The sequence below is a fragment of the Cecembia lonarensis LW9 genome (assembly GCF_000298295.1).
Classification (GTDB): Bacteria; Bacteroidota; Bacteroidia; order Cytophagales; family Cyclobacteriaceae; genus Cecembia; species Cecembia lonarensis.
The window spans coordinates 55,806-80,707 of record NZ_AMGM01000013.1 but is presented as its reverse complement, the minus strand read 5'-3'; the positions used below and the strand labels follow the sequence as shown (position 1 = coordinate 80,707).

The 24,902-nt window shown below is 41.6% G+C and carries 19 protein-coding genes; 8 read left to right on the top strand and 11 right to left on the bottom strand.

Annotated features, from left to right (window positions below; genetic code table 11):
• The first annotated feature begins 85 nt into the window (after positions 1-85).
• Complete coding sequence (locus tag B879_RS06360; RefSeq protein ID WP_009184331.1) at positions 86-457, top strand: hypothetical protein; 372 nt, start codon at positions 86-88, stop codon at positions 455-457.
• Positions 458-524: 67 nt separating this feature from the next.
• The gene (locus tag B879_RS06355) at positions 525-1,001 is read left to right on the top strand and encodes a hypothetical protein (protein ID WP_009184330.1); all 477 of its coding nucleotides are present in this window, start codon (positions 525-527) and stop codon (positions 999-1,001) included.
• On the opposite strand, the gene B879_RS06350 is transcribed toward B879_RS06355, so the two are convergent.
• From B879_RS06350 to B879_RS06325, 6 genes are all read right to left on the bottom strand, one after another.
• Entirely contained in the window at positions 988-2,607 is a 1,620-nt protein-coding gene (locus B879_RS06350; protein WP_009184329.1) for a TlpA family protein disulfide reductase, read from the bottom strand. The two genes, B879_RS06355 and B879_RS06350, sit on opposite strands and share 14 nt — an antisense overlap.
• 297 nt (positions 2,608-2,904) lie before the next feature.
• Positions 2,905-3,564, bottom strand: a complete 660-nt coding sequence (locus B879_RS06345) for a phosphatidylserine decarboxylase family protein (RefSeq protein ID WP_009184328.1) — start codon at positions 3,562-3,564, stop codon at positions 2,905-2,907.
• A 72-nt stretch (positions 3,565-3,636) separates the two neighbouring features.
• Positions 3,637-4,914 (bottom strand): Glu/Leu/Phe/Val family dehydrogenase, encoded by a 1,278-nt coding sequence (locus B879_RS06340; RefSeq protein ID WP_009184327.1) that lies wholly within the window; start codon positions 4,912-4,914, stop codon positions 3,637-3,639.
• Positions 4,915-4,987: 73 nt separating this feature from the next.
• Complete coding sequence (locus B879_RS06335; protein ID WP_009184326.1) at positions 4,988-5,845, bottom strand: phosphatidate cytidylyltransferase; 858 nt, start codon at positions 5,843-5,845, stop codon at positions 4,988-4,990.
• The gene (locus tag B879_RS06330) at positions 5,820-6,035 is read right to left on the bottom strand and encodes a putative signal transducing protein (protein ID WP_009184325.1); all 216 of its coding nucleotides are present in this window, start codon (positions 6,033-6,035) and stop codon (positions 5,820-5,822) included. The genes B879_RS06335 and B879_RS06330 overlap by 26 nt, the downstream gene beginning before the upstream one ends.
• On the bottom strand, positions 6,010-6,969 hold the full coding sequence (locus tag B879_RS06325) for a CPBP family intramembrane glutamic endopeptidase (protein ID WP_009184324.1): 960 nt from the start codon (positions 6,967-6,969) through the stop codon (positions 6,010-6,012). The genes B879_RS06330 and B879_RS06325 overlap by 26 nt, the downstream gene beginning before the upstream one ends.
• Before the next feature lie 37 nt (positions 6,970-7,006).
• Between B879_RS06325 and dusB the strand changes: the two genes are divergently transcribed.
• Together dusB and B879_RS06315 are read left to right on the top strand one after the other, a co-directional pair.
• A complete protein-coding gene (dusB, locus tag B879_RS06320; RefSeq protein ID WP_009184323.1) occupies positions 7,007-7,996 on the top strand; it encodes a tRNA dihydrouridine synthase DusB in 990 nt (329 codons plus the stop codon).
• Positions 7,997-8,126: 130 nt separating this feature from the next.
• Positions 8,127-9,026, top strand: a complete 900-nt coding sequence (locus B879_RS06315; protein ID WP_009184322.1) for a DMT family transporter — start codon at positions 8,127-8,129, stop codon at positions 9,024-9,026.
• A gap of 3 nt (positions 9,027-9,029) precedes the next feature.
• Here the strand turns inward: B879_RS06315 and B879_RS06310 are convergent, their stop codons facing one another.
• Together B879_RS06310 and B879_RS06305 are read right to left on the bottom strand one after the other, a co-directional pair.
• The gene (locus B879_RS06310) at positions 9,030-13,370 is read right to left on the bottom strand and encodes a hypothetical protein (RefSeq protein ID WP_009184321.1); all 4,341 of its coding nucleotides are present in this window, start codon (positions 13,368-13,370) and stop codon (positions 9,030-9,032) included.
• Between the two features lie 863 nt (positions 13,371-14,233).
• Complete coding sequence (locus B879_RS06305) at positions 14,234-15,277, bottom strand: RluA family pseudouridine synthase (protein WP_009184320.1); 1,044 nt, start codon at positions 15,275-15,277, stop codon at positions 14,234-14,236.
• Positions 15,278-15,337: 60 nt separating this feature from the next.
• Here B879_RS06305 and B879_RS06300 point away from each other — a divergent pair, with 60 nt between their 5' ends.
• Positions 15,338-16,252 carry a 1-aminocyclopropane-1-carboxylate deaminase/D-cysteine desulfhydrase gene (locus B879_RS06300; RefSeq protein WP_009184319.1) on the top strand — a complete coding sequence of 305 codons (915 nt, stop codon included), beginning with the start codon at positions 15,338-15,340 and terminating at the stop codon, positions 16,250-16,252.
• On the opposite strand, the gene B879_RS06295 is transcribed toward B879_RS06300, so the two are convergent.
• From B879_RS06295 to B879_RS06285, 3 genes are read right to left on the bottom strand one after another with little or no spacing between them, the layout of a single operon-like run.
• Complete coding sequence (locus B879_RS06295; protein ID WP_009184318.1) at positions 16,247-16,885, bottom strand: AlbA family DNA-binding domain-containing protein; 639 nt, start codon at positions 16,883-16,885, stop codon at positions 16,247-16,249. The genes B879_RS06300 and B879_RS06295 overlap by 6 nt on opposite strands.
• 9 nt (positions 16,886-16,894) lie before the next feature.
• Complete coding sequence (gene uvrB, locus B879_RS06290) at positions 16,895-18,934, bottom strand: excinuclease ABC subunit UvrB (RefSeq protein WP_009184317.1); 2,040 nt, start codon at positions 18,932-18,934, stop codon at positions 16,895-16,897.
• A gap of 56 nt (positions 18,935-18,990) precedes the next feature.
• The gene (locus B879_RS06285) at positions 18,991-20,187 is read right to left on the bottom strand and encodes a lipoprotein N-acyltransferase Lnb domain-containing protein (protein WP_009184316.1); all 1,197 of its coding nucleotides are present in this window, start codon (positions 20,185-20,187) and stop codon (positions 18,991-18,993) included.
• A gap of 62 nt (positions 20,188-20,249) precedes the next feature.
• On the opposite strand from B879_RS06285, the gene B879_RS06280 reads away from it, so the two are divergent.
• The 3 genes from B879_RS06280 (at position 20,250) to B879_RS06270 (ending at position 24,576) form a co-directional block, all read left to right on the top strand.
• Positions 20,250-22,550 (top strand): T9SS type A sorting domain-containing protein, encoded by a 2,301-nt coding sequence (locus B879_RS06280; RefSeq protein WP_009184315.1) that lies wholly within the window; start codon positions 20,250-20,252, stop codon positions 22,548-22,550.
• Positions 22,551-22,638: 88 nt separating this feature from the next.
• Positions 22,639-23,952: a gluconate:H+ symporter gene (locus tag B879_RS06275; RefSeq protein WP_009184314.1), complete on the top strand. Its 1,314-nt coding sequence runs from the start codon at positions 22,639-22,641 to the stop codon at positions 23,950-23,952.
• 159 nt (positions 23,953-24,111) lie between these two features.
• Positions 24,112-24,576, top strand: coding sequence for a RidA family protein (locus tag B879_RS06270; RefSeq protein ID WP_009184313.1), 465 nt, complete (start codon positions 24,112-24,114; stop codon positions 24,574-24,576).
• The last annotated feature ends 326 nt before the right edge of the window (positions 24,577-24,902 follow it).

Below are 24,902 nucleotides of genomic sequence, written 5' to 3'. Positions count from 1 at the left end.
AAAACCATTCACTTTGGAATCGGGATTTTTGATGTTTTGTATAAAATGCATATCTTATTTCGCTATTTAACCCAAAATTGCACCTATGAGAGAAAGATTAAATACCTCTATTCAGTCAGCCAGTCTGATTTTAGTCGCTGCCGGATTAGCCTGGGTGGTTTGGTCCAATGACACTACCATGAGGGATATGCTGACTTATTTGATCATTCTGATAGCCTTGATTGAAAGTCTCAGCCTGTACCTCATAGGAAGGGTTTATCCGGAAAGCCACACCACTTTCAAGATGGGCATCATCGCCACCCTATTGATCCTCTTGGGTATCAAAATCATGCTGCCTGACTTATTTATCCCGCTGACCATTACCGTTTTTGCCATCAATTTCCTCTATAACTTTTACACCAATAACAAAAGAAGAAAAGGCGCCTTCAAGAGAAAACCAGGAAAGCGGTTTCGGTAATTCCTATTGATGTAATAAGGCTTCGGCATATTATTTGATGAATATGTCTAATACCAATTGCATCATCATGTACAGAACACTTTTAACAGCTGTCTTAGCCCTTTTCCCCCTTATGGGAATGGCACAGGCCAAACTGGAAACATTACTTTCCGAAAGGGACAAGATGCACAGGGAGTGGAAAGTCTCTGAAAGTAAAAAAAGCGGGATTTTTGGCAACAGGACCAAAAAAGACATGATTGAGACCAACGAATGGATGTCCCGCATCATCAACAAGGACAATCAGATCATGGATGAACTCCGCATGATCAATGAGATTGAGAAAACAGAAATCACCTATGAAAAAAATGATTATAAATTCATCTCCCAAAAACAGGAAAGAGAGATAGCCATTCTGAAAAGGGCCTTGGCAGAAAAAGATCAGGTAGTAGAGGCAAAAAGGTCCGATAAACGGACCTATGAATGGACTACCCTGATTTTTTTCTTAGGCACTTCAATTTTTGCCTTTCTGTATATTAAGGAAAGGAAAATCCTTAAAGGGCTATGATAATTTTTCCCTCCTGGATCATTTCTTTGGAAAGCGTAATTTCTTTGGTTTCCTGCTTACCATTAAGGTTATAAACCACATTGATTACTTCTTCCGTTCCATTTTCCCATTCATGCCCTCTTACAAAATGATCTCCTGATTTATAGGCGTAATATTTTTGCTTATTAAATTTACCTCCTGTCAGGTAAATGCCCGAAATTTTAGGATCTGACACCTCAAAGACCAAAGTAGCCTCTCCACTGGCAATGTGCTTCAAGAAGCTTTCTTCCGGAATATCCAACTGTTGGCAGAGTGTTTTATACAATTGAAAGCCCCTCAAACCATCATTCTTTACCAAAACCTTACCATCAGCACTGATAAGGAAGGTGGTAGGATAAGCATTGATATTATACACCTTAGCATAATCCATCTCATCCCCTTCGTAAGAATGCATGACCTGCTTCCAGTTCACCCCATTGTTTTCAATGAATTTTTCAACCGCACTTCGCTGATCATACACCATGCCTACCAGCTCAAACCGGTCTCCTTCAAAAAATGAAACCACGTCTTTCAAGAGGGGAATTTCAGCCACACAGGGCCCGCACCAGCTCCCCCAAAAGTCCAGCATGGTAACTTTACCATTGTTCATGGTATAAGGTTCATCGGTTAAGGTTTTAGAAACAATGGCTGGTGCCTGTGCCCCTTTTTGGGTACCAATCCATGCTTCGTCTTCACCCAACCTTCTAAGCACCAATTCGGTCCCCCACTTATCCACGGAATGGATCAGATACTTTTCATCCCCCAATTGGATGGCATCCCCGTACTCTAAAAACTCTCTTTGAAAAGCATTGATGGCTTGCCAATCCTCATCTGTTGAAGCCACAAAAGCTTTAAGGTTGGTGTTGTCAAAATAACCGGAAGTAAAACTATTGCTCAGGAACAAATTAGTTTGATTACCAAGACCATCATCCAGAACCCCTTGCTGGTAATTCTTATAAGCATAAAGAATGTTTCCCGGACTCATAAAAGGAGCCAATTGCAGCGCGAGTTCTACTTTCTCCAACTCACCATTTACCACATCTTCATATTGTACAGGAATGATAGGAAATCTTGCAATACCTGTTTCCCAATTGTCTTCGGGATTCTTTTTGTAATCGTATATTTCACCCGCTTGCCATATATCATCCGCATTTTGATCCACCCAGATCTGCATCGCATCTTCCCCTAGTTCCTTAACAGCCAAACGAACAAAAAAACGATGTTCCTGATCGGTAACCTCTTTGATAACTGCTGCCTCTTCACCAAACATGGTTAAAAGACCTTTCCAACTGCTCTCGTCTGATAAGCCCTTTTTAAAATTCAAATAGGTATACTGAATGGAATTAGGGATCAAAAGATACTCTTCAAATCCCTCCATTTCCCCTTCATAAGTCAAGGGTTCAGGATATCCTGCCTGGAATGTATGTTCCCCCTTCTTATTCGGATTAATTCTTGAAAATCCCATCAAAAAAGGGCCTTCTCCTATCTGAGGAGATAAACTCACCGATAGGTAATCTGCTTTTTCCTGGGCAAAAGCAACTTGAAAAATGATGCTCAGCATCAGCATTAAGACGCAAAACTTCTTCATACCTAATTTTTTATTTTAAATATAGGGCCGAAAAACTAAAAATGAAAGAGTAACCGAGGTATTTGTTCCAATGAAATAGAGGGACTCGATTTAGTTATTCCATTTTTACAGCATTGTTATTCTAACCATAAAAGTTAAAAAAGTGGCACATAAGGAAAGTAATCTAAGAAACTGGTATTCAAGCAAAGCCCTTAATTGAACCAGTCTTTTGTTCACTTTGTGGACTTTTGTGGTTCGGAAAAAAAAAGTAAGGCATAGGTTGCAATCCTATGCCTCTTATTCTTAGATGTTTTTAAATCACTTCAACCTCGCAATCGGCGTCCTTCCTCCTTGGGTCTTCTCGTCGATACTCACGAGTACTTCGGCGTCCAAAGGCAAAAACACATCTACCCGGGAACCGAATTTGATGAAGCCAAACTCTCCCCCTTGTGCCAATGGCGTTCCTTCTTGGACATACCATTTGATCCTTCTGGCCAAGGCTCCTGCAATTTGTCTTACCAGAATCTTTACCCCGTTTTGGTGCTTGAGCACCATAGTCGTACGCTCATTTTCAAAACTGGATTTTGGATGCCAGGCCACCAGGTATTTGCCTGGGTGGTATTTGAAATATTCCACGACACCTGCAATAGGAGAGCGGTTAACATGCACATTGATAGGGGACATGAAAATAGAGACCTGCTTTCTTCTTTCCTTCAAGTATTCCTCTTCTTCTGTTTCTTCAATCACGACCACCTTGCCATCGGCAGGGGCAAAAACCAATTTATCATCATTGGGCAACTTGACATAAGGACTTCTGAAAAATTGCAAAATAATCAAATACAGAACAATACTGATCAGTAAAACCACATTTAACAGGGTTTCCTCTTCAGGAATCCATTGATTCAACCCAAAATTGACAGCAGCCAAAATGATCAGCAGCCAAAACAACAACTTTCTTCCTTCTTTGTGTATGGTCATGGGATTAACATTTAAAAGGGTGTGAAAGCCATCTTCCACACCCCAAATATACAAAACTTTATACTTAAGACTTTAAAAGCCTCCTCTAAAGGTATAAGTTTTCGCTACTTTGTCAATAGCTACGATATAGGCTGCAATTCTCAAAGGCACATTGTACTTAACTGAGGCTTCATAAACGTGGTCAAAAGCATCTTTCATGATCCTATCTGATCTTCTATTGACACGCTCAGCTGTCCATTTGTACCCCAATCTGTTCTGCACCCATTCGAAGTAGGAAACAGTAACACCACCTGCATTGGCCAGGATATCCGGCACAGCCATAATTCCTTTGTCATTGATAATTGCATCGGCTTTGGCGGAAGTAGGTCCATTGGCGCCTTCTACAATTAGCTTTGCTTTGATTTTATCTACGTTTTTGATGGTAATCACATCTTCCACTGCAGCAGGAACTAATACATCCACATCCAACTCTAACAACTCCATTGGATCAGCGAGTTTTTCAGCCCCGGTAAAACCTTCCAATGTTCCATTATTCCCATCTCTATATGCGATGGCCTCCTGAATATTGATGCCATTTTCATTATGGTAAGCACCTGAAATATCGGATATGGAAACAATTTTAAGCCCTCTTTCTTCTAAAAGTTGTGAAGCCCAAGATCCAACATTACCAAAACCTTGTACAGCACATGTGGCTTGGAATGGGTTGATTTTGAGCTTTTGCATCGCTGTTAAAGCCGTTACCATCACTCCCCTTCCGGTGGCTTCTGTCCTTCCCAGGGACCCTCCTAAAACAAGCGGTTTGCCAGTGACTACAGCATTTACGGTCATTCCATGGGATTTGGAATACTCATCCATCAACCAAGCCATTTCCCTGGGCCCGGTACCCATGTCTGGCGCCGGAATATCCTTATCAGGCCCAAAAACATCGATCATGGCCGTCGTATAGGCCCTCATCAATCGCTCAATTTCACCTTTGGACATTTCCCTGGGATTGCAACGAACACCACCTTTACCACCGCCATAAGGAATATCTACCACAGCACACTTCCAGGTCATCCATGCTGCCAATGCCTTTACCTCATCTAGGTGCACATCAGGGGCAAAACGTATACCCCCTTTGGCAGGGCCTAGGATGTTGGAATGGATAACGCGGATCCCCTCAAAAACTCGGATTTTGCCATCATCCATAGTGATTGGCAAGGATACGATAACTTGTTTTGCAGGGTTTTTCAGCACATTGTAGACTTCGTCGGAAAGTCCTAATTTTTCTGCTGCAAGGTTGAATCTTTCCATCATGGACTCCAAAGGATTTTCTTTATCCTTAATCGGGGCCGGTTCAATGTAAGCCATATTGGGTTTATTTAGATGAGTTGATCATTTATGATACAATATTAAGGAGTTTTTCAATACTGTATAGGCGATTTTAAAAGATTTTCAAAAAGGCAGCAATAAATGGGGCCGATAATAACAATCCGTCAAATCTATCCATAAATCCACCATGTCCAGGTAAGGATCTTCCGGAGTCTTTGATTTCTATACTGCGCTTGAATAAGGACTCAATAAGGTCACCATAAGTGCCTGCAATAATGATAATAGTTGCAATGGAAAGCCACTTCCATTCCGGAAGGGAATTAAAGTTTTTGGAAAGAAAATAAGCCACTAAAAATGCCAATGCAGCTCCGCCCAAGAATCCTTCCCAGGATTTTTTGGGAGAAACCCTTTCAAATAGCTTGGTCTTGCCAAACTTGGTGCCTGCAAAATAGGCCCCCGTATCACTGGCCCAAAGGATAAACAAAGAACCAACAATTACCTCGTAATGGAAATTCCCATCCACGGCAAATGCAGCCACATTTAACATAGAGAAGGGGACCGCCACATAAAATATTCCCAAAAAAGTGAATGCTACGCCAGTAAAAGGCTTTTTATCTGATTTTCTATAGAGTTTAATGAAAAACACCAAAGAAGCCAAAGGGAAAATCAAAAAGTAGAACTTGTCATCCAAATGACCTATACCTATCAAAAAAGATAAGGTAAATATGGTAATTCCCAGAAATGTACCAAAACTTTTCAATGGCAGCATTCCGTCTAATCCAGTCAACCGATAAAATTCCATTTGGGCAAAGCCCAAAATCAGTCCGAAAATCAGAAAATAAAGCCAAGGACTAATTACAGAGCCAGCAATGATGATAACGGCTCCAATAAAGGCAGTAATCACCCTTTGGCCTAAATTACTGTAATTATTAATATTGAAGCGCTCACGCATTCGAAAAGGAGATCTCATTCTTTACAATATTTACGGCCCGCAACGCATCGTTAACCGGAACCATCACCTCATAATTTCCAAAAATCTGATATACAGATTCCTTTTTATTTAATATCACGGCCTGAATGCCATTATCTTCCAAAACGCCCTTCACGATTTCAGCCCTTACGGGAGAACTGTTCTCATACACCTTCTGCCAGTTTTTCATCCGATAAATTATAGCTGTGTTTGTCCTTAAAATACTTTAGACTGATCAAGAGTAACAGTAAACCGATAATGGCTACAGGCCATGAAACCTGATCGGTTTGCTCAATATCAAAGTCTATCACATCCAATTTCCCCAAATAAACAAGGGTAATGGTCAAGGAATTGTTCAAAATATGGGCAATTATCGGATAAAGCAAACTACCTGAATAGAAATAAAGATATCCAAAGATGGCCCCAAGTAACATTCTGGGGAAAAGACCATAAAACTGCATATGAATCGCTGAAAATATGAAAGCTGTCAGCCAAACTGCCACATGGATATTTCCAGTGTAAAGCTGCATTTTTGGTTGAAGCACCCCCCTAAACAAGACCTCCTCACCAATTCCTGCCAAAAGGCCAATAACCACTAAACCTACAAGGAATTCAATAGGTGATTCAAAATCTGTCAGAAATTTGGTCATTACCATTCTTTGGTCCTCAGCATTGCGCAAATAATTCTCCAAGCTTCCTAGCTGCTCGGGAAGTTTTATGCCCGCATTCCAGTCGATAATAAGGGAATTAAAAAGAATCCCTCCTAGCATGACCGCCAGTAAACTCAGCAGGCCAATGAACTTAAAGCGTGCCATTTGCTGTTTCCATCCAAAATCGACCTTATCAACAAGTTTGGCAATGAACCAAGCTGCGATAAAAAAGCCCAATCCTGAGCCTAAACCTTGAACAAAGAACATAGCCATTCTGGCTTGGGTGTTTTGGGAAGGAGCGGTAAAAATCCCCATCATTTCATCCAATGAGATGTTAAATATTGGGGGAATCAAAAAAAGGGCAAGTCCCTGCAATATAATCATGACACCTATGCTTATCAAAAGCATGACCAATAAGGACAAAAACCAGGAACTTTTGGCAGCAATTGGTGCTTGAGCTTTATATATATCCATAATTGCGGTAAATTTACAGGAAAATTAGAATTCGAAAGTGGTTAAGATAGGAAACTTGGAATTAGGAGAGTTCCCACTGCTCCTTGCCCCTATGGAAGATGTGAGCGATCCGCCTTTCAGGGCTGTATGCAAAGAGAATGGAGCCGACCTTATGTATACGGAGTTTATCAGTTCGGAAGGGCTCATCCGGGACGCTGCCAAAAGTGTTCAGAAACTTGATATTTTCGAATACGAAAGGCCCATAGGCATACAGATTTTCGGGAATGAGATAGAATCCATGCGGGAAGCTGCTGCTATAGCAGAGGCTGCAGGTCCGGATATTTTGGATATCAATTATGGCTGCCCGGTTCATAAAGTGGCCTGTAAGGGAGCAGGTGCAGGCATTCTTCTGGACATTGACAAAATGGTGGCCATGACCGCTGAGATTGTTAAACGTGTCAATATCCCGGTTACGGTCAAAACCAGACTGGGCTGGTCACAGGACACCATCCGCATCGTGGAAGTGGCAGAAAGACTACAGGATGTAGGCATTCAAGCCATCAGCATACATGCCAGAACACGCCAACAAATGTACAAAGGGGAAGCAGACTGGTCTTATCTCAATCAGGTCAAAGACAATCCAAGGTTAAAAATTCCTGTTTTCGGTAATGGAGACATAGATAGCCCGGAAAAGGCTAAAGCCTACAGGGAAAAGTATAATGTGGATGGTATGATGATTGGAAGGGCTTCTATTGGTTACCCATGGGTGTTCAATGAAATCAAACATTACTTCGAAACCGGCAATAAACTTCCTGGTCCAGATTTGGAAGAAAGAATAAAAGTAACCAAAAAGCATTTGGATTTTTCTGTTCAATGGAAAGGTGAAAAACAGGGTATTTTAGAAATGCGCAGGCATTATACAAATTATTTCAGAGGCATGCCCAATTTCAAACCATTCAGAACCAGAATGGTCACCGCAGAAAGTTATGATGAAGTGGCAGGTATTTTGGAAGAAATTCATGAGGTCTTTGCCGATTATCAGTTTTAAGTCATTCCTTAGCAAACAAAATTCAACGCTCATCCTGTTATCCCATCCCTTCAGATAACAGGATGTTGTTTTTTGTGTTGTAATTACGAATTTCCAAAATCAATCATAAAAACCCTGTCCAATTCAATTCATGTCGCGAGATTTACAATCTGAAAATGCCTTAAAAGCCTGGGGTTTTTTGATGGTTTTGGCCTTGGTTTGGGGCAGTTCTTTTATCCTCATCAAAAGAGGACTCGTGGTATTTTCTCCTGGTGAAGTGGGTGCATTCAGGATTGTGGCTGCCGGACTCTTTTTGCTTCCACTTTCCCTGCCTAGGCTGAAAAACCTGAACAAAAGGCAGGTTCAAAACCTGATCATTGTGGGCCTGGTAGGAAGCTTCATCCCAGCATTTCTTTTTGCCAAAGCACAAACGCAGCTTAGTTCTGCGCTCACAGGAGTCTTCAATGCCATGACACCACTATTCGTGGTGGTAATTGGGGCTTTATTTTTTAATTCCCGGATTACAAAAAGAAATGGCCTAGGTCTCTTCATTGCCTTCATCGGAGTAGTAATCCTATTAACAGTCAAAGAAGGTGTAGGCTTTGGATCCTTGACAGACATTAATGCATATGCCTTTTTTGTATTGCTCGCCTGTGCATGTTACGGTTTAAACCTTAACATCATCAAGTTTAGGTTTGTAGAACTTAAACCGGTAGCCATCACCGCCATTTCCCTGACCATGGTTCTTCCTATGGCCTTGATTTATCTTTTCGCTTTTACCCAATTTTCCTTCAAGATCACCCATGTAGAAGGAGCTACTTTAGCAGCAGGTTACATTGCAGTGTTGGGAATCGTTGGAACCGCGTTGGCCTTGATACTTTTCAATGTCATGGTAAAGGTAGCCACACCCGTTTTTGCCAGTTCGGTAACCTATTTGATACCCATAGTGGCGATCATGTGGGGGCTATTGGATGGTGAACAATTATTGGCTGGGCATTACTTGGGCATTGCAGCCGTAATATTCGGGGTTTGGGTTGGTAACCGCCGTTAATACTTACTCATCTTCTTTCCTTTTGGGCACTTTGGGTTGACCAAGTCCAACACTACCCTGAAGGCCTGATAGGGTGGCCCTCCACCAATAATTAAAAATAAACCTATCCTTATCTCTGGGGTGGTAGATTTTCGAACTGACGGTATTGTTAAAGAATTTCCTAGGGTTATTACTTCTGACTGCAAAAACATTCAATACAAAGGTTAAAATAGATTTTCTACCCCTACCCCTCTGAAGAGTTCTCTCTTCCAATAATTCCAGGTTCAAATCACTGTAAAGAATTCTCATTTGACCTATGGCTTCCTTGTCATTGGCAGTAAAATGCCAATCAGCCCCATCAATACGTCCACCTCTAACCCTGACAAAGGCATTGGATTTTAAAATGGAGTTAATCAACTCCAAGTCAAAAGCTTCAAGCTGAGCGGTAATATGCATGGGGTAGGGGGCAGTATAAATCAGGTCACCCTGTAGGCCTAATTCAGCTACCCCATTGATTTTGGCCTTAGCCAACAACCTTGCCGAATCCAAGGGATATGATTCATTTTCCTGGCCCATGTGAAAGGGTGCCATAGCTACCTGCATATCAGAAAAATAAATTTCACCTGGAACCATTCCTTTATCAGGAAATTCAAGGTAAATGATTTTTCCGTTTTGAACCAACAAGGAGTCAAGCCTGACCACAAAATCAAATTCCTTCATCAGCGCCTGAGGCATCAAACGGTAAATGTCCTCAGGACGGTCCAAACGCTTATCCCTGAAAAATTCCCCTTGAATGTCTTTGATAAGCAGTTGCTCAGCTTTGAGAATTTCTTGATCTAGGAATAGGGCAAGATCTGGTTTGACAACTCTGATTTCAGGGATGTGCACTTTAATCACATCAGTTTGGTAACCCAGTCTTCTTAAATAATCATATTTCCCAAACCTAGGCTCAAAAATCACATCTGATAGAATAACTTCATTGTTTTTGATGGAGACCAAACCAACTGCAACCTTATTGAGGCTATCTTTAAGTAGGAGGTTATAATTGGGAAAATTAAACTCAAAATCCTTATCCAAAATCATTTTAGGGCTTAAACCCTCAAATTCTTCCATATTGAGTTTGATATCCCGAATGGCTAAGTTCACATCTCTAATTTCCCTTGGTGCTTTTGAGCCGTCTTTTTGAAATAAACCAAAATGTCCTTCCACAATTTCAAAGTCATCCAGTTGAAAGGTTTCAATCAGGTACTCTTTTACCCCCTCAGGGGCTTCCTGGGGTTCTGACACCTCTGACTCAAGTTGATCTACAAAAATCTCGACATCAGGCCTAAAAAGGCGCATCTCCTTGACCCATAAATCTTTACTGCTTTGTAAGTCAGCCAATGAGTTGATTTTTATCAGTGCCGCAGGTATATGACCGGAAAAGACAGGTTTCCCAGGTTTACCAGAAAGTGTTCGGGGGATAACCCTAAAGTTATTGAGCAATATACCCTCATAGCGGGTATCTAGTTCAACTTTAGAAAATGTCACCTGGTGTACACTGTCATTCAAAGTCAGCCAAAATTCATCTATACCTAGTGCCATTCCACTGAAAAAGCCTGCTATTTCTCCCTTAGCAATCTTGGCTGAGTCAAGGAAAAAGTCATAAAATGCCACATCAATCCCTGTGTCAATCAATTCAGATTGACTTCCCCCTTCTTTGAATGACAGTGTAAACTGCGCCTTTTCTGCCTGTACGGTATCAATATTGACCACATCAATTGTTTTAGGGAGGTTCCTATCCCTTCTTTGCCTCCTTGTGGCTACTTCATCCTCTTGCTCAAAATCCCTATTGATCAAAACTTTAACAGTAGATTCAGCAAGTCTTACTTTTTCCAGATTTAGGGTGTTCTCAAATAAAAATGCTTCCAAATCAACTCCTCTAAAGGACATTTCAGGAATGGCAGCACTTACAATGGTCTTATCCTGTAGATTAGATCTTGGGTTAAGCCTCACATTAGCTGCGATGATTTCCTCACGTGCCGTATTGAAGTTGATCCGGTCTGCTAAGATATTGTACTTTCCATCAGCAATATTGAACACATAATTATTGAGGTTAAGATCCACTTCTTCTGAATAAAGAAATCTGAGATTTTCAGGATCAGTATCAGCACTGATATAAAAGTTTCGTACCGTGATGGATACATTGTCCTCCGAAAAAGTCCTCAGTTTCTCCCTGACTAAATTCTCATAATTTAAAGTTCCCCTTTGTAAACTCAAGGAACCAATTCGAACTTCATTGAAATAGCTCGTCAATAAATCAAGTATTTCTTTTTGGTCCACATCCTCCTGCTCTCCATCTAAGGCGGAAGCCCTATGCCTCATGATACTGATTTTAGGGGAAGGTACATTAATACGGTCTACAACCAATCTTTCGTCAAAATATGCATCTCTGATATTGACACCAACAGCGGTAAATCTCGGCACGAAAATATCCAAAGAGGTACTACGCCCATAGCGGTCCAAAATACTCTGGATCTGACCGGGATTAAAAGGCTTGATGGTGAAGCCTTCTACACTCACCTCAGCACTTTTGGTATCTAAATAAACCCGATCTGCCTTAAACATATGGAGGTTATCCGATAACTTGAGTGCGTAATCATTCAGCTCCAATTGAAGGTTTTCTGCCCAAAAAAAACTTTTCGTCTCTTGGGCTTCTGTGGCTTCATCTATTGCAAAGTTTTCAAGCACCAAATTGACCTTACCAAAAGAAAGACTGTCCTGACGAATCCTCAAACGGTTATCTACAATCAGGGAACCTTCTTTAATTTCAAACCTTTGGACATAAATACCTTCCAAATATTCTGAGTAAAAAGCGGAGAAGTCAAACCCAGGACTTCCATCAACTTTTTTACGCACATCCCTGAGCATAATCTCCGGTTTTTCTACGAGAATATCTCTTACATCTACAATCCCATCATTATAGATTTTTTTAAGTTTGGCATCTGTGATGGTTAATTGTGGGACATCGATTTCCAACAAAGTAATTCCCCGGATGGTGTCAGTTTCTTCAATAGGGAACAGCTTAAATCCTTCTATGGTGATTTTATCTTCGGACGAAGATAGGCTTACAATATTCCCCTTTACCTGATGTACACTATCCGCAAGGAATAAATCCACTCCATAAAGTTCCACATTCGCCTGGTCTGCATAAAAAAACCGATTGGCTTTTCTGGACTCATCCGGACCCACATAAAAATCCATCATATTAAAATCGATACGCTCAGCCTTAATACGATAGCCATCAGGATCTGCTATACTTTTTTGGGCAAATTCACCTGCTTCTATATCAAACTGACCGATCTCTATAGAGGCTAAAATACCATCTATCAAATCATAAAAGTCAAAGGCTTCGACTTCTCCCTCTTCAGATTTTTTTCTGGTTTTCCCGGTGTAAAGCTCAAATTTTGGGCTTTGCAATCGGAGTTTCCCAACTTCAACCTCTGAGGTATAAAAAACCTTGTTGATATCCGCATCACTCAACATCAAATCTTTCAGGCTTGCCTGAAAATAAGTTTCAGAAAACCTGGAAAAATCCGGGTCAATAGAAAGATTCCTCGCATTAATATATTGTTCGAGAGAGGATACCTCCAACTGCTCAGCACTCACCTGATGCACACTATCTGCAAGAAGTAGCTCAAAGTTTTCAATTTCAAAATAAAAACCCTCCGCATTGAATGGCGTCGCCGGATCTCTATCCTTAAGCAATTGGATATTTTTGACCATCAAGTTGGAGTTTTCGGCCTTCATACTCCTCTGCGCAATGAAATTTTTGATCAGCAAATCCGCATTGTCAATCTCAAGGGTTTTGATTCTGATGTCCTGGATGCGGGATTCTAAAAATGATTTTTTGATTTCTGATTGTAAAATCTCCAAGGGCGATTCATCTTGTAATTCATCCGTTAGCTCTTCTATCTTTAATCTAAAATCAATGGCAGGAGCAGACAACTTCACATTGCCCAAAACCAATTCCTTTGAGCCAAATAGGTAATTGAGGCCAGTAATTGATACATAAGGGACATTTACCCTGTAATAGGGGATATTTTCCAAAAAGGCGAATGTTTCATCTAAGGGGTTAATTGTAAGTCCCTGAAAAGAAAAACCCCGCTGTAAAAATAAAACATGTACTTTTTCAAAATCAATCTCATATTTCTCCTCAGAAGCTACTCTGATTTTCTCTTTCAAATAGCCTCTGAGCAAGAAATCCCCAGCAAAATATAAGACAGCCTGAAGGAAAAATAAAAGCACGAGAAATCCTGCCAGAAAATGAAAAACTCTTTTCTGATACCACTTCTTCTGGGTAATTTCTTCCTCTTTGTGCTCCATTCAATTAACTATACAGTAAGTAAAAGTAATACAATTGACATTGAAAAAGGGTATTTGTCCTGCTGTATTTATTAAACATAAAAAAAGACAAAAGCATACATCTGATCTAATAAACGTAAACTTTTGTCTGATGGACTATTTTGAAACAAATTTTTTGCTGTAGGAGAAGGACTCGAACCTCCACGGGGCAGTTAGGCAACACTAGAGCTCTTGGTGCGCTTTATCCAAATATCCCCACCCCCGAGACAGGAGGGCTTGTCTGCCAATTTCAACATCCTACAGTGTGTGTCTTTCACTTTAAAGACAGCTCAAAATTAATCAAGTGAATCATTTTTTAAAATTATTTCAATTAAAATGGAGTTTTTTTACATTATTTTTATTAAAAAGTCATTTCAATATAATTTCATATAATTCATTGACCGATTTCTTAATGCCCATTAAGAATTTCGCAATGGGTTTTACCCAATAAAAAAAGCTGTGAAACAAAATCTCACAGCTTTAGTCAATTAACAATAAACCCAAAATAACCTGATGTAGGAGAAGGATTTGAACCTTCGGAGCTTCTACTCCACCATAAAATTTAATCCCACATGAATTAACTCAATGATATAACTCATTTGTTGCTACAAAGTTAAAGCCAAAAGCGAATAATTAAAAACTTGATAAAGATTGCAGGCAATATTTACATTATATTTATTTTTTGAAGCATAAATTTTGCTTTTTCTAACGTAAATCGATTGCGGAGTCATCTATTTTGAAAACTTGGTAATCAAAATTCAGTTTCCACCCAAAATTCTTTAAAAAATGCAATTTTTTAATAAGTTCAGCCTAAAAATTATGGAAACAAGGCTTTATTGAAAAGCTTATTTCTCAAATACAACATAATCCTCCCATCTCTGAAGCACACTTGCAAAATCCTCCGGAAGAGCAGCTTCAAAATATAACTTTTGTTTGCTGAGGGGATGGATGAAACCCAAGGACATGGCATGTAATGCCTGTCTGGGTATTAAATCAAAGCAATGCTGAACAAAGGTTTTATACTTCGAAAATTGGGTTCCTTTTCGGATTTTATCTCCCCCGTACATGGCATCGTTAAAAAGAGGATGTCCCAAAAACTTCATATGGGCTCTAATCTGATGTGTTCTACCTGTTTCAAGATTACACTGAATTAAACTTACATAACGTAACCTTTTCAATACTTTCCAATGGGTTACTGCATGTTTGCCTTGTGAACCATCAGGATAAGCCTCCATCACCTTTCTATCTTTGGCACTTCTTCCCACATGAGCTACAATGGTCCCCATATCGTCCTTTGGTTCACCCCAGACCAAGGCAAGATAGGTCCTTTCAATCTGATGGTGGAAAAATTGATTCGCCAAATCGGTCATTGCCTGTTCGGATTTAGCAATGACCAACAGACCGGAGGTATCCTTATCAATCCTATGTACCAACCCAGGCCGGCCTGTATTGCCTGGCATAGTAGGCAATTGGTTAAAATAATAAACCAGTCCATTGACCAAAGTACCGGTCCAGTTTCCATGTGCTGGATGCACCACCATTCCTGCCGGTTTGTTCACTACCAAGAGCTGATCATCCTCATACACAATGTCCAACGGGATGGGTTCGGCTACTACCTCAGTATCTCTGGGAGGCTTTTCCAGTAAGACCTTTATTTCATCCAAAGGCTTAATTTTGTAATTGGATTTGGTAGGTTTTCCATTAACAAGTACATTCCCCGCATCAATGGCTTGCTGGACTTTATTGCGGGTGGCATTGGCCACTTTATCAGTGAGAAATTTATCTATCCTCGTCAGGGTTTGTCCTTTATCCACTGCAAAACTGAAATGCTCAAAGAGTTCTAACTCCTCTTCTTCTTCGCCATTTGCATTATCCAGGTCCTTTGTCATCTCACAAAAATAAGGGCATTTGCCAAAGTTTTTGATATTTGTGATACAATACCTTCCAATATGCTCATTCCTAATTCCATTGCGACTGAAAACCTGAAGCATCCACTATGGGAAAATCAAGGCCTCCAATTGTCTATCAAACGGTTGGATCAGATTCACCCAAAAGCTTCCGGAAATAAATTTTTCAAGCTAAAATATAACCTGAAGCATGCTCAAATTGAAGGTAAATCTACGGTATTGACTTTTGGAGGTGCATATTCCAACCATATTTATTCCACTGCTGCCGCTGCAAAATATGCAGGTTTCAAGTCAATAGGCATCATCCGGGGAGAGGAAACATTGCCTTTGAACCCTACTTTAGCTTCAGCCAAAGCACAGGGAATGGTTTTGCACTATGTGGATAGGACAACCTATAGACAAAAGACAGAAGTCGCCTTCATAGAAACCCTAAAAAAGCAATTTGGTGACTTTTACCTTATCCCAGAGGGGGGAACCAATGCATTGGCCATCAAAGGCACTACCGAAATCCTGACTACAGAAGATAAGGCCTACACCCATATTTGCAGTGCTATAGGCACGGGTGGGACGCTTCTTGGCTTAGCCAATAGCCTTGAAAATCATCAGGAACTGCTGGGCTTTTCTTCCCTCAAAGGAAGCTTTATCCATCAGGAAATTGCCGATGGATTGCAAAAATTTGGAATTATTCCACAGGGAAAAGTAAATATCCTTGACAATTATCATTTTGGGGGTTATGGAAAGCATACACAAGATTTATTGGATTTCATCCGATGGTTCTACAAGGAATTTCAAATCCCACTTGATCCGGTATACACTGGTAAAATGGTTTATGGCACCCTGAATTTGATCAAAAAACAATATTTTCCAAAAGGAGCCAAAATTTTGTTGCTCCATACCGGTGGACTTCAAGGAATAGCCGGTTTTAACCAAAGGTTTGGATTTGCTCTTCCCTTATGACTCTACGGCTTTATAATAATCCTCTTTTTCCTGAGGCACAATGCGGATGACATTGGCCAAAACCAAACGCACCAAAGTTTTACTGGCCAAGAATCGGGGCAATTTAGCCAGATGCTGGAACTCCCTGAGGGTAATTTGCCCTCTTTCCGCTAAGGCCTTCATCAGCACATTTTCCTTTTCCCCATAAGTAAACCCTACATCTTTCGCAGCTTTACCTCGTTTAATGATTTCCCAAACCTCCTTACTGGCCTGAATACTCCTGTCAGCTACCCTTATAAAAGCCTTTCTTCGGTTATTTTCCAACAAATAGTGGGGTCTTTCAGGGGAATAAGGAATCCGAAAAACGGCAACACCTTTTTTTGCATTCAGCTTGACGACCTCCACTTCATAGTTCAGAGAAGGGAAAATCATATCCTGAATGGCACGCTGCATCACAAATACCTCCTCCTCGATAAAACGCTGTCCACTGACAGTACCATCATCATCCACCCCAATTAATAAATGTCCCCCATTGGTATTGGCTAAAGCGATGATTTCCCTGACAATTTTTTCAGGAAAAGCAGCCTTTTTTTTGAACTCCGTGTTCAAACCCTCCCCTTGCTGGGCAATTTTATGTATTTCCTGAAGTGTCATGAATTTCTTTTACGAAAGTCTACTGAGTTCAGCCAACCTATTCTTCAATCCTTGCCATTCATCCCTTAGCCTTGCGGCTTCCATGAAATTCAGCTCCTTGGCTGCTTTTTCCATCTGCTTTTGCGTTTGGGTAATCAGTTTTTCCAATTTATCCTTGCTGAGGTACTGCACCACAGGATCTGCAGCAATGGTAGATTCAACGTTAAAGCTAGGCTCTTCGTACACCTTGGCATTTTTCTTCGAATCGGCCACTTTCGTCTGACCCAATATCTTTTCCTTAGATTTACGGACAGTGGTAGGAATGATTCCATGTGCTTCATTGTATGCCATCTGTATGCCCCTTCTCCTTTTGGTCTCATCTATGGCCATACGCATGGATTCCGTCACCCTATCGGCATACATAATCACCTTACCGTTTTCATTCCTTGCTGCCCTTCCTATAGTCTGTACCAAACTCTTTTCATTTCTTAAAAACCCCTCCTTATCTGCATCCAGAATGGCTACCAAAGAAACCTCCGGCAAATCCAGGCCTTCTCTCAATAAGTTTACACCAACCAAAACATCAAAAATCCCCAACCTAAGCTCTCTCAATATTTCCACACGGTCCAATGGCTTGACTTCAGAGTGGATATACCTGCTTTTCACACCAGCTCTTTCCAGATATTTCTGAAGCTCTTCGGCCATTCTTTTGGTCAACGTGGTCACTAATACCCTATCCCCGGATTTGATGGTTTCGTCAATTTCATCCAAAAGGTCATCAATCTGATTGGCACTGGGCCTTACATCGATGATCGGATCCAACAAGCCCGTGGGCCGGATGATCTGCTCCACCACCAAACCTTCCGTCTTATTCAACTCGTAATCTGCAGGGGTAGCACTCACATAGATCACCTGATTGATCAGACTTTCAAATTCATCAAAATTCAAAGGCCTGTTATCCAGAGCAGAGGGCAAACGGAAACCATAATCCACCAGATTCACCTTTCTGGCCCTATCTCCTCCCCACATGCCCCTGACCTGTGGTAAGGTAACGTGACTCTCATCAATCACCATCAAATAATCGTCAGGAAAATAATCCAGCAAACAGAAAGGCCGGGTGCCGGGCTTTCTCCTGTCAAAATACCGGGAATAATTCTCTACTCCGGAACAATAACCCAATTCCCTGATCATCTCCAGGTCAAATTCTGTCCGCTCCCTGAGCCTTTTGGCCTCTATGAGCTTCATGTCTTTTTCAAAGAAGGATACCTGGGCCATCAAATCATCCTGGATTTCGTGGATGGCCGTTTCGATCACATCCCTTCCGGTAACAAATAGATTGGCCGGGAAGATGGAAATGATCCTTTCATCGGATATTTTTTTTCCAGTGGCTGGATCTATTCTTTGAATGGCTTCTATCTCATCCCCCCAGAAAAAAATCCTGAAGGCAAAATCAGCGTAGGCCACAAATACATCCACCGTATCTCCCTTTACGCGGAATGTCCCATGGGTCAACTCATTATTGGTCCTACTGTACAGGATATCTACCAACTTAAATAAAAGCTGATTTCTTGGGATGCGGTCTCCCTCCTGGAGACGGATGACATTTTTGCCAAATTCATCCGGGTTACCGATACCATATATACAGGAAACAGAGGCTACCACAATCACATCTCTTCTTCCTGACAAGAGGGCAGAAGTAGCACTTAGCCTGAGTTTTTCGATTTCATCATTGATGGAGAGGTCCTTTTCAATGTAGGTTCCAGAAGTAGGAATAAAGGCCTCCGGCTGATAGTAGTCGTAATAGGAGATAAAATACTCCACTGCGTTTTCGGGGAAAAACTGTTTAAATTCCCCATACAACTGAGCTGCAAGGGTCTTGTTATGGCTAAGCACCAGTGTGGGTTTTTGAACTTCCTGAATGACATTAGCGATGGTAAAAGTCTTTCCAGAACCTGTAACTCCCAAAAGTACCTGTGCCGGGTCACCTTCATTCACGCCTTCCACCAATTGACTGATGGCCTGGGGTTGATCCCCTGTGGGCTGATACTCTGATACTAATTTGAAGTCCATATTGATGAAGTCTTAGCTGAGTATAACAAGACAAAAGGGGCAAATAGTTTGCGCTCCTAGACATTTATCTTAGACATTCTGCCTAATTTCTCCCAATTGTAGTAAAGGAAATTGCTTCGCAAAATCACGACCAACAATAAGGGTATGATGCTGGGATGAAAAGATTGCACACCGAAAATCCAGCACAACAAAGCCAAATTGGCCATGATGAGTGCAATTAGGAAATATTTCTTCAGCCAGGGCTTCACTGAGTTTCTCAGCAGGGCAATCGCCATAATCAAGTGTCCCGGGAAAGCCCAAAGTATATTCCAGTTGTACTTGGTCTGAGGATGAAAAGTGAAAAACCATAGGCCAATTATCAGGATGCCCAAAAGCCCCAAAATACTGAAGAAAGCAATATCAAATCCTTTATACAACCTTCCTTTTTTAGAACCAAAAAAAGTCAATACCATTACTCCAATGGCCAATAGCCACCATACAATGTAAGGATTGAAAAAATCCATATTGTATTCTTGGTCTTCAAATTCCAGAACCACATGATCAGATTTTACCAATGGACGGGTCGGGCCATCCCCCACAATTTTGGCCCTTGCAAAAGCGGCTTCCATATAATCAGGTAAAAACTGTTTTTCTCGCTCTGTGGCATTGACGTCAATCACCGCTCCTAACGCCAGGTCAATCCCGAAATCTGCCCAAGGCAGAGGATACACATATTCGTCAATCAAATTCCGGAAAGTCTTGCGCTCCGAATCCCTTTGCTCATTCCAGTCAAGGTTTCTCCCCAATATCAGTTCAAAAGCGTCCCTAATCCTTGTGGCGCAATTGTCATAGAAGAAATCATACCTATAAAACCTGTTTTCCGGTAAATAATTGATCTGCAGAAACTGAACCAAATCCCTGGCCTGAGATTGATTCAAATCGAGCACCTGTTCCCTTACCCCTCTTTGCGCAGCATGATAGGAATACAGAAAGCTGTCATAGGTGCTTACAGAGAGCATATAATCCAAGGTTCTCTGGGTAAACTTGACATAGAAAAAGGGGGTATTGAAGTCAAAAGTACCATAGTTAAAAACGAGGTCCTGACCACTTTCTTTATCCAAAACACGGATGGCGCTATGCCCAAATGCCGAATACAGCTCTTCTCCGGGATCACATGTCAGCAAACTGACTTGATAATCCTGCGCGTATGACGTAAAAATAATCGGATAAATAAACGGATAAATGAGGAGTAGTTTTTTCAAAAGGGAGCGCATAAAACTAAATTTATAAAGCGAAGCTACTTTTTCAGTCAAATACTTTTTAAACAGGAAAAGCCATGTTAAACGTATTTCGATCGGCACGAATTTACTGGATTCTTGCGTTTTTTTATTGCAATGCAGGAATATTCTCTTGGCATGTCTTGGCCCAGATAACCTTGGAAGCCGGGGATTATAGGAGCATTGCCTCTGGAGACTTTGAGAATCCTGGGATTTGGGAAACTTGGGATGGCACCAATTGGATTCCTGCAACCCAAAAACCTGCCCAAAACAACAATGTCTTCATCGATCAGGGAAATGAGGTACGATTAACAGGGCCTGAAGCGGTCAACCACCTGTATCTTTTCAGTGCGGCAGAGCCCGGAAGAAAGCTGAACTTACAAAATTTTGAGCTTAATGTATATGGTGCACTCAGAGCAATGAGAAAAATCGAGGGAATATTCCACCTGAATACGGTTAGCAGCGCTTTGGGGGACTGGATATATCCGGAAACGGGAAGGATTGTTTTCAAAGGGAATTCAAGGACAGTGGTGGACAGGGCATCTTGGAGTGCCAATACCACCAACAGTCGCTATATAGTGGTCTTTGACCCCCTTCCGGGAGAAACTTTAACAGTCAACTCCGCATTCAAGGCCAGTGCTTTTATCATTCAAACCGGAACAGTCATCCAAACGGTCAATACCATGGGGCTTCCTGCCTGCTCGACTTTTTCTTTTAACAACCAAGCTTTGTTCAACGGAACTGGCCCTTATGGGGATTTGATTATTGAGCCGGGTGCAACACTGATTTCGGACTGTACGGCGCCTCTGGAATCCATTTTGAGAAGATCAAATACCATCCCAGCAGCCCTATTCCATCTTAAACCTGGAGGAACACTGGTCTTGAGAGGCAATGAGCCATTAATGGATGCTGCTTCTGTCATCTTGGAAGGATTGGTCAGCTATGAGGCTACAGATGGAACCCAAAATATGATTCATCGGACCTTTGGCAACTCAGAAATCCCAACAGCCTACCATCACCTCCGCTTTCGGGAAGCATCTGAAAAACAGCTTCGGGCCAATATCCGCATTTCTGGCAACCTCATTCAAGAGAATTCTGGCACTATCCTAGATGGCCCAAGTACCATTATGTTTGATGGAACGGGTTTGCAGCAATTATTGGGTTGGACTACAACAGTGTCCACGATAGAAATCAACAAACCCTCAGGAACTGTGATTTTGGATTCGGACCTACGAATTGGTGGATCATTATATATGCGGGAGGGACAAATCAATTTCGATGGCTTTGATCTTTTTATCAATACGTTCGGAATGGGAGAGTTGATGTATGAAGGGGGTGCTTGGTTGAATTTAAGGAATTTGCACTATGCTGGCTTGCCGATGGACTTGGACCCAACCAATGCCAGTTTCCCTTTTGAAGACCTTTATCAGGGAGGTATCAGGAAATTGCAGTTGATTGGAAATAGTCCGGGAGGCGATTTACAGATCCGTTTCCATGAAATCCCGGGTGCAGACTGGGATCCGGATTTCAATGACCATGATGGCACCCCCATACTTTACCAGTTGCGGAGCTACTTTGAAATCTTCAGCAACCTTTCTGCCCCTTTGCCTTTGGAAATGCGGATTTCTGCACAAAATCTAATCGTCGATCAAGTAGATGACCTAAGAATTGTCAGTGATGGTTTGGCTGCTCCGGGAGATCATTTACCAGGTTTGGATCCCACACTGCTTTGGGCCAGAAGAAACCTGAATTTCTCTGATTTACATAACAATAGTTTCACTGTAGGAAGCTATCGGGAATTATCCGTTTTGCCGGTGACCTGGTTGGAAGAAAGTGCCATGTGGAAAAATGGGAATATCAAAATTACCTGGAGCACCGCAGCAGAGAAAGACAACCAAAAATTCTTCGTTCACCGTTCCCAGGGACCTGAACTGGAATTTGAAATAATTGCTGAAATCCCTTCCCAAGGAGATACCGAAGAGATTCAACATTATCAATTTGAATACCGAGAAAGTCTGCATGCAGCCCAAATATATTTCCAAATCGAACAAGTGGATAACAATGGCAGCAACTCCAAAAGCAGGGTGTTCAGGTTGCAAGGCTGGGAACTACCCCATGAGGAACAGTTAAAGGTCTGGCCAAACCCTTATTCCTCCGGTCCGATTCAGGTGCAATTACCGAAAGATTGGGATCCTGGAAACACCAGCTTAGAAATCTGGTCCAGTAAGGGAATAATGATTGGAAAGGGATTGATAGCTAATTTGGGAGATTTATTGAGCGGGTTTAATGACGGCATTTATTTCTTACATTTTAGGGATGGGGCAAAATTTTCCATTGTACGTTTGGTGATTATCAAATAAAAATCAACCATCTATCAAATAGAATTGCTGCTCCGCTAAAAGCTTTAAGATATCTTTTTAAATTGTCCTCTCAACCCAAACCTGACCTATGAGCTTTGTATTTCTTTTGATCAGCATTGCTGTTTTAATATTGCTGATCACCTGGCTAAAAATCAATCCTTTTATTGCCTTCTTAATTTCCTCTATCGTTGCAGGGATTTTATTGGGTATTCCTTTGGAGTTATTGGCAGGTTCTATTCAAAAAGGTATCGGATCCTTATTGGGTGATTTGGTCATCATCATTGTGATGGGGGCTATGTTGGGCAAGCTGGTAGCGGAAAGCGGTGCTGCACAGCGGATTTCCGATGTACTGATGGGGATTTTTGGGATCAAAAATGTCACCTGGGCCATGATGTTGACAGGCTTGGTTGTAGGCATTCCTTTGTTTTATAATGTGGGTTTTGTTTTACTTGTCCCCTTGGTATTCACTGTATCCTACCAATATAAGTTACCTGCTGTGTATGTAGGAATACCCTTATTGGCGGCGCTTTCGGTAACCCACGGCTTTCTCCCACCCCATCCCTCACCGGCGGCTTTGGTGGCTCAGTTTGGAGCCAATATGGGCTTGACCTTGGTTTATGGTCTTTTTATCGCTGTCCCCACCATTATCATTGCAGGACCCTTTTTTGCGAAATTTCTTAAAAAAATTGAGGCCAAACCCTTGGCTACTTTTCAGGCCAAACCAAAAGCGGAAAGTGAATTACCGGGCACGTTCAACAGCTTCTTTTCTGCCCTTTTCCCCGTATTTCTTTTAATAGGCACAACGATACTCAGTTTACAGCTATCGGAAGGCCATGCTTTGTTTCCACTTATCAAATTCATAGGTGATCCAGGTATGGTGATGTTGATTTCCATTTTATTGGCTACCTACACCTTGGGTATCCGAATGAAATTCAAAACAGAAGCGTTGATGGATATCTATGTAGTGGCCACCAAGGACATTGCCATGATTCTACTGATCATTGCTGGTGCAGGGGCGCTAAAAGAGGTACTCATGGCCTCTGGCGTAAGCAAGGAAATTGCAGATGCCTTACAAGGTTGGGATGTTCACCCGCTTATTTTGGCCTGGACCATCACTGCCATTATCCGCGTAGCAGTGGGTTCAGCTACGGTGGCCGGGTTGACCACAGCGGGCATCATAGCCCCTATGGTTGGAATGGGCCATGTGGATCCCAACCTTTTGGTGCTTTCCATAGGTGCTGGAAGTTTGATGTTTTCGCACTTCAATGATGGAGGATTTTGGTTATATAAGGAATATTTCAACCTTTCCGTAAAAGACACCATCCTATCCTGGTCCTTGATGGAAACCATTGTGGCTGTGGTGGGCTTGCTGGGCGTCTTGGTTTTGGATATATTTATTTGAAAGGATACCCAGATTTCTGCCAAAATTCGGATTATCCTTGTTAACGGAAAAGATATTTATTGATATTGGATATTCATTGATATTTAATCACAGCGATTATTAATTACATTAAATGTTTCCCTACCGGGTTGATTTATTATAAACATTTCAAAAAAAAAGATGAAAACAGCTGAAGAAAATTTCGCGGCCTTAGGCCTTACCCTTCCTCCCGCCCCCAAACCACTTGGGGTATACAAACCATGTTTGGTAGACGGGAAATACCTTTACCTTTCCGGTCATGGCACCGTAAAGGAAGACGGAAGTCTGATCATTGGAAGAATTGGAGTAGATATGGACATGGAAGCAGGAAAATTGGCCGCTAGGCAGGTGGGACTGGCCATGCTGGCTACCATCAAGGCCAACATAGGCTCCCTGAATAAAGTCAAAAGGGTCATCAAGGTCTTGGGCATGGTCAATGCAACAGGAGATTTCGAAAGACATCCTTATGTGATCAATGGGTGTAGCGAACTCTTCGCTGCAGTTTGGGGAGAGGAAAATGGCATTGGTGTACGAAGTGCCGTGGGCATGGGGTCGCTGCCGGATAATATTCCCGTGGAGATTGAGGCAATGTTTGAATTGGAGTGAAAGATTAGAGACTAGAAGCGAGAAGCGAGAGAGGGCCGAGCGTTATAAAAAGTTATTTTGATAGCTTTTTAGCGAGGAGCCAGGTTGCAGGGCTGGAAAAATAAGAACTTAGTACCGAAAGAAAAGGCACAAGAATCAAGAAGGGAGCGTAATTCAGAATGGAGAGTGATGAATGAATAAAAATTCGGTTAGAAGGCAAATTTCTGGAAAATGATGCATTCAGCATGAGCTAAATGCATACGATAGGGCTTGCTGAAAAAGTCTCAGGCATGCCAGCTTCAAAGCGGGCGAATGAAGATGTATGCTTATACTTCGAATGAGCCCAA